The sequence below is a fragment of the Hydrogenophaga sp. genome (assembly GCF_011772445.1).
GTDB lineage: Bacteria > Pseudomonadota > Gammaproteobacteria > Burkholderiales > Burkholderiaceae_C > Hydrogenophaga.
In genome coordinates this window covers 1-5,505 of the sequence record NZ_WVZN01000001.1, presented here as the reverse complement: position 1 = coordinate 5,505, position 5,505 = coordinate 1, and the positions used below count along the sequence as shown (strand labels likewise).

General features: G+C 71.1%; 5 protein-coding genes. 2 read left to right on the top strand and 3 right to left on the bottom strand.

Translation table 11 applies throughout. The annotated features are described in order from the left end of the window. Nucleotides 1-916, bottom strand: a 916-nt coding sequence (locus GTO19_RS00025; RefSeq protein ID WP_291018450.1) for a HAMP domain-containing protein, incomplete at its 3' end; no start/stop codon positions are given. A 245-nt stretch (nucleotides 917-1,161) separates the two neighbouring features. Here GTO19_RS00025 and GTO19_RS00020 point away from each other — a divergent pair. After that, on the top strand, nucleotides 1,162-2,337 hold the full coding sequence (locus GTO19_RS00020; RefSeq protein WP_291018447.1) for an MFS transporter: 1,176 nt from the start codon (nucleotides 1,162-1,164) through the stop codon (nucleotides 2,335-2,337). Nucleotides 2,338-2,371: 34 nt separating this feature from the next. Beyond that, entirely contained in the window at nucleotides 2,372-2,836 is a 465-nt protein-coding gene (locus GTO19_RS00015) for a YidB family protein (RefSeq protein WP_291018444.1), read from the top strand. Nucleotides 2,837-2,872: 36 nt separating this feature from the next. On the opposite strand, the gene GTO19_RS00010 is transcribed toward GTO19_RS00015, so the two are convergent. Continuing rightward, nucleotides 2,873-3,730: an alpha/beta hydrolase gene (locus tag GTO19_RS00010; protein WP_291018442.1), complete on the bottom strand. Its 858-nt coding sequence runs from the start codon at nucleotides 3,728-3,730 to the stop codon at nucleotides 2,873-2,875. A gap of 16 nt (nucleotides 3,731-3,746) precedes the next feature. Beyond that, nucleotides 3,747-5,243 (bottom strand): M20 family metallopeptidase, encoded by a 1,497-nt coding sequence (locus GTO19_RS00005; RefSeq protein ID WP_291018439.1) that lies wholly within the window; start codon nucleotides 5,241-5,243, stop codon nucleotides 3,747-3,749. Nucleotides 5,244-5,505: the final 262 nt, after the last annotated feature.

The window sequence follows — 5,505 nt, the reverse complement described above, 5'->3', positions numbered from 1 at the left end:
CCGCGGTTTCCTGCAGGTTCGACGCCGCCTGTTCGGTGCGCGTGCTCAGGTCCTGGTTGCCCTTGGCGATCTCCGCGCTGGCCACGTGCATGCCGCCCACGCCGTGGCGGATCTCGCCCACGATGCGCGCCAGGCCGTCCTGCATGCGCGCGATGCCCGCGATCACGCGCGCCGTCTCGTCCCGGCCCTGCGTGCGCAGCCGAGCCGTCAGGTCGCCCGCCGCCACGCGCTCGATGGCGCGCGCTGCCTCATCCAGCGGCCGCGTGATGCGCCCGCTGATGACATACCCCAGGCCCAGCGCCAGGGCCAGCACCACCAGCGCGGCCGTCACGGTCACGCGAACGGCCTGGCGCTGCAAGCGTGCCAGGGCCTCCACCATGCCGTCCACCCGGGCGCTGACCGCACCGCTGATCTCGTTGAAGGCCTCGTCGGCCGCGCGCACATCGGCCTTGGCCGGCTCCATGGCCTGGTTGGCGCGCCAGGGGTCGTTGATCTCGCCGCGCGTGATGCCGGTGTGGATGGCGTTCACGGCGTCGCGGTACTTGCCCAGGCCCGCGGCCATGCGGTCCAGCGCACCCTGCTCGGCGGGCAGCAGCATGGGCCGCAAGCGCGCCAGGCGCTCCAGTCCGGCCGCCACCTGCGCCTGCCAGGCCTTGTGGTACCGCTCGAACGCGGCTTCGTCGGCCAGGTTGAGGAACAGGTCCTTTTCGAAGCGGCGCATGTTGCCGACGTCGGCGCGCACCTCGCCCAAGGCGCGCAGCGCGCTCACCTCGGTCTGCACCATCTGCTGGCTGGCGGAGACCGCGCGGTCGAGGCTGAAGAAGGCCGACGCCGCCACGGCGAAGATGCCCACCGCACACAAGGCGAGCAGCAGCGCCAGCTTGGCGCGAACGGAAATGTGGGATAGCCAGTTCATGGGGGGATACGGATAAGGGAAAACCCGGCACATGGGTGCCACCCCCGCTTCTTCGGACCCGCCTCCCGCATCTTGAGGACCACTGGTCGCGACGCATCCAAGGCCGCACCCTTCACGTCTTGGTCACGCATGGCCTGGATGCTTTTATTTCGATAGCAAACAAGTCATTGGCGTGTCAATTTCATGACAAGCCATGGCCTTGTCCCGCGTGGGGCCGCGCCGCGCGAATGTATAAATCCGCGCTTATGAATCAAAACCTCTGGCTCCTGGCCGCGGCCCAAGGGCTCTTCCTCACCAACAACGTGGTGTTCATCACCATCAACGGCCTGGTGGGCCTGTCGCTGGCACCGCTGGGGTGGATGGCCACCCTGCCGGTCATGGGCTACGTGGTGGGTGGCGCGCTGGCCACGCCGCTCGTGGCGCGCGCTCAGCGCCGCCTGGGGCGCCAGGCCTCGTTCCAGCTCGGGCTGGTGGTGGCGCTGCTGTCGGCGCTGCTGTGCGCCTGGGCGGTGTCCCTGGGCGCCTTCTGGCTGCTCGTCGCGGGCACGGTGGTGGCGGGTTACTACAGCGCCAACGGCCAGCTCTATCGCTTCGCCGCCGCCGAACTGGCGGCACCGGCCTTTCGCGAGAAAGCGGTCTCGCTGGTGCTGGCGGGCGGGCTGATCGGCGCGGTGCTGGGGCCCAACCTGGCGGTGCACACGCGCGACCTCGCCGGTGCGCCGTTCGCAGGGGCGTACCTGGCGCTGGGCGTCGTGGCCTTGCTGTCGATGGCGGTGATGGCCTTCCTGCGCTTTCCACCGGCACCGCAGCGCGCGGCCGACGCGCCCCCGGGGCGCCCATTGGCCGAGATCGTGCGCCAGCCCGTGTTCATCGTCGCCGCGCTGGGCGCGGCCCTCGGCTATGGCGTGATGAACCTGCTGATGGCGGCCACACCGCTGGCCATGCAGGTCTGCGGCCTGCCGTTCGAGGACGTGGCGCTCGTGCTCGAGTGGCACGTGATCGGCATGTTCGCGCCGGGCTTCTTCACCGGGCACCTGATCCGCCGCTTCGGCGTGCTGCCCATCATGGGCGTGGGCGTCGCGCTCAACCTCGCCTGCATCGCCGTTGCGCTGACGGGCGTGGACCTGCACCAGTTCCTCGTCGCGCTGTTCCTGCTGGGCGTGGGCTGGAACTTCCTCTTCACCGGCAGCACCGCGCTGGCGCTGCAGGCCTGGCGCCCCGAGGAGAAGGACCGCGCACAGGCCGCCATCAACTTCGGCGTGTTCGCCACCATGGCGCTGACCTCCTTCGCCTCCGGCGCCTTGGTCACCACGCAGGGCTGGACCTGGCTCAACCTGGGCTCGTTGCTGCCGGTGGCGCTGCTGGCCCTGTCCTTGCTGTGGCTTGCCCGCCAACGCCCTGCCACCCACAATCCCGCCTGACGCGCGGAGCGGTTCCGCGACACCGGAGAGGCACATGGGACTTCTGGACGCCATGCTCGGCGGATCGGGCAACACGTCGAACGCGGGTGGCTTCGACGCGCAACAGGTGATGGCCCTGGTCGCGCAGCTGCTGCAGCAGTCGGGCGGCATTGAAGGCCTGCTGGCCAAGCTGCAGGCCGGCGGTCTGGGCGAGGCCGCGCAGTCCTGGGTGGGCATGGGCGCCAACCAGCCGGTGTCGGGCGATCAGCTCGGCGGTGCGCTGGGCCCGGACCTCATGGGCACGCTGGGTGGCCTGTTCGGCGGCAATGGGCAACAGGCCTCGTCGGTGCTGGCGCAGGTGTTGCCGGGGCTGATCGACCAGCTCACGCCGCAGGGCCGCCTGCCCGCGAGCGGCGAGGCCAACCCTCTGGACGCGCTCGGCGGTCTTCTGGGTGGGGGTTCGGGCGGAGGTGGCCTCGGCGACCTGGGTGGCTTGCTCGGCGGCCTGATGCGCCGCTGAGGCGCTGTTCGGGCGCTCTCAAGCGCACGCCGGATGTCAGGCCGGCGCGGGCGCGCGCCGGTCGAGCCACTGCCGCAGCGTGTCGAACACGGCGGCGTTGTCGCGCTCGTTGAAGATCTCGTGGTACAGGCCGTCGAAGCGGCGGGCCACCACCATTGGCGCCGGTGCGGCACCCGCGAAGGCCGCGCTGCCGGCCGGGTTCACCAGGTGGTCGTCACCGGCGAACATCAGCAGCGTGGGCACCGACCAGCGCGCCGCCGCGGCGCGCACCACGGGGCCGTTGTCGTCGATGAAGCGCGCCAGCCGCGCGCTGATGCGGTCGTGCACGCGCCGGTCGCGCTGGTAGGCCTGCACCACGGCCGGGTCGTGCGAGATCTTCGTCGCGTCGAGCCCGTTGCCCATCGTGCTGTCGGGTGAGAGCCGCATCATCAGGCCGATCAGCCAGCGCTTGAAACCCGACAGCCCCGCGTCCAGCGCGGGCGAGGACAGCACCAGGCCATCCACCCGGGCCATGCCGCGCTGCACGAAGGTGGCGCTGACCAGGCCGCCCATGCTGTGGCCCAGCAGGATCAGCGGGCAGGACCAGGGTTCGGCGATGTGCCGGCGCGTGTCGTCCACCATTTCCGCCAGGTCGTCCAGCAGGGCGTCGTCGTCGGGCAGCACGCCGGGCGCGCCGCCGGAGTCGCCGTGGCCGCGCTGGTCATAGGCGCGCACGAAGAAGCCCCACTCGTTGAGGCGGTGCGCCACCTCGTTGTAGCGCCAGGCGTGCTCGCCCAGGCCGTGCACGATCAGCACCACGCCGCGCGGGCGCACGCGCGAGGGCAGGGGCCAGTCGTAGAGCGCGAGGTTGAGGCCGTCGCGGGCGGTGAACGGGGCTTGCGTGGTGTCGCTCATGCGGCGGCCCCGGTGCTCAAGGCATTTGAGCGATGACCTGCGCCACGCTGGCGGTCAGCCGGCGCGCATAGTCGAGGTGCAGGAACTCGTTGGGCCCGTGCGCGTTGCTCTTGGGGCCCAGCACGCCGCAGACCATCATCTGTGCCGTGGGAAAGCCCTGACTGAGCAGGTTCATGAGCGGGATGGTGCCGCCCTGGCCGATGGTGCCGCAGGCCGCGCCGAAGTGCGCCTGCGAGGCGTCCTGCAGCGCGCGCTCGAACCAGTCGGTGGTGGGCGGCGCGTTCCAGCCGCTGGCCCCACCTTCGGACGAGAAGGTCACCTTGGCCTGGTAGGGCGCGTTGTCCTCCAGCAGGGCCTTGAGCTCCTGCACGGCCGAGGCCGCGTCCACCAGGGGCGGCAGGCGCAGACTGAGCTTGAAGGCGGTGTAGGGACGCAGCACGTTGCCCGCGTCCTTGAGCGCGGGGAAGCCTTCGGCGCCGGTGACGCTCAGCGTGGGGCGCCAGGTGCGGTTGATGAGGGCCTCGACCGGGTCGGTGGTGGTCGGCAGCGCGAACAGGGTGCTGCCGCCGCAGTCGTGGTGGGCCCAGGGAAAGCGCTTGTAGATCTCGTCGCCCAGGATGGCGGCCGTGGCGCGCGCCTGTTCCAGGCGTTCGGCCGGCACCTCGCAGTGAAAACTCGCGGGCAGCAGGCGGCCGGTGGCGCTGTCCTCGAGGCGGTCGAGCACCTGGCGCAGGATGCGAAAGCTCGAGGGCACCAGACCCGAGGCATCACCCGAGTGGATGCCCTCGGTGAGCACCTCGACCTTGAGCACGCCGGCGGCCATGCCGCGCAGGCTGGTGGTGAGCCAGAGCTGGTCGTAGTTGCCGGCGCCGCTGTCCAGGCAGATCACCAGGCCCACCTCGCCCAGCCGGGGGCGCAGGGCGTCGACATAAGGCAGCAGGTCGCCCGAGCCGCTTTCCTCGCAGGTTTCGATCAGGCCCACGATGCGCGGGTGCGCCACGCCCTGCGCCTTGAGCGCCTGGATGGCCGCGATGCTGGCGTATACCGCGTAGCCGTCGTCGGCGCCGCCCCGGCCATAGAGCTTGCCGTCGTCGATCTTGGGCATCCATGGGCCCAGGTCGCTGCGCCAGCCGGTGAACTCGGGCTGCTTGTCCAGGTGGCCGTACATCAGCGCGGTCTGGCCCGAGGCGGGCGCGGGCGAGCCGTCCTTGCCCGCGCTGGCGGGCACTTCGAAGAACAGCACAGGGGTGCGCGGGCGGCCGTGCGCGTCGTTCAGGCGCACGATCTCGAGCGTGAGGCCAGGCACGCGCTGCGCGGCCACCCAGTCGGCGGCCGACTGCAGCACGCGCTCGAGCAGGCCGTGGACGGCCCAGTCGGCGTCGAAGGCGGGGGATTTGGCCGGGACGGCCACGTAGTCGATCAGCGCGGGCACGATGCGATCGCGCCAGCTGGCATCGACATGGGATTGCAGGGCCGCGGCGTCGAGCAGCGCTTGGGGCAGGCGGGCGTTCATGGCGATCTCCGTCGTCGGGACCGCCCGGCGTGGGCACTGCGCCCCTCTCAGGTGAACCCTGGGGGGAGTATAGGCAGGACCGGGCCCCCGCCATGCGGGCCGCCCGGCCGTTTCCTCAAACGGTGGTACGGAAGCGCCCCACCACCTGGGCGAGTTGCTCGGCCTGCTCCTTCAGGCTCTGCGCGGCGGCTGCGCTCTCTTCCACCAGCGCCGCGTTCTGCTGCGTCATCTGGTCCAGCTGGTTCACCGCCACGTTCACCTG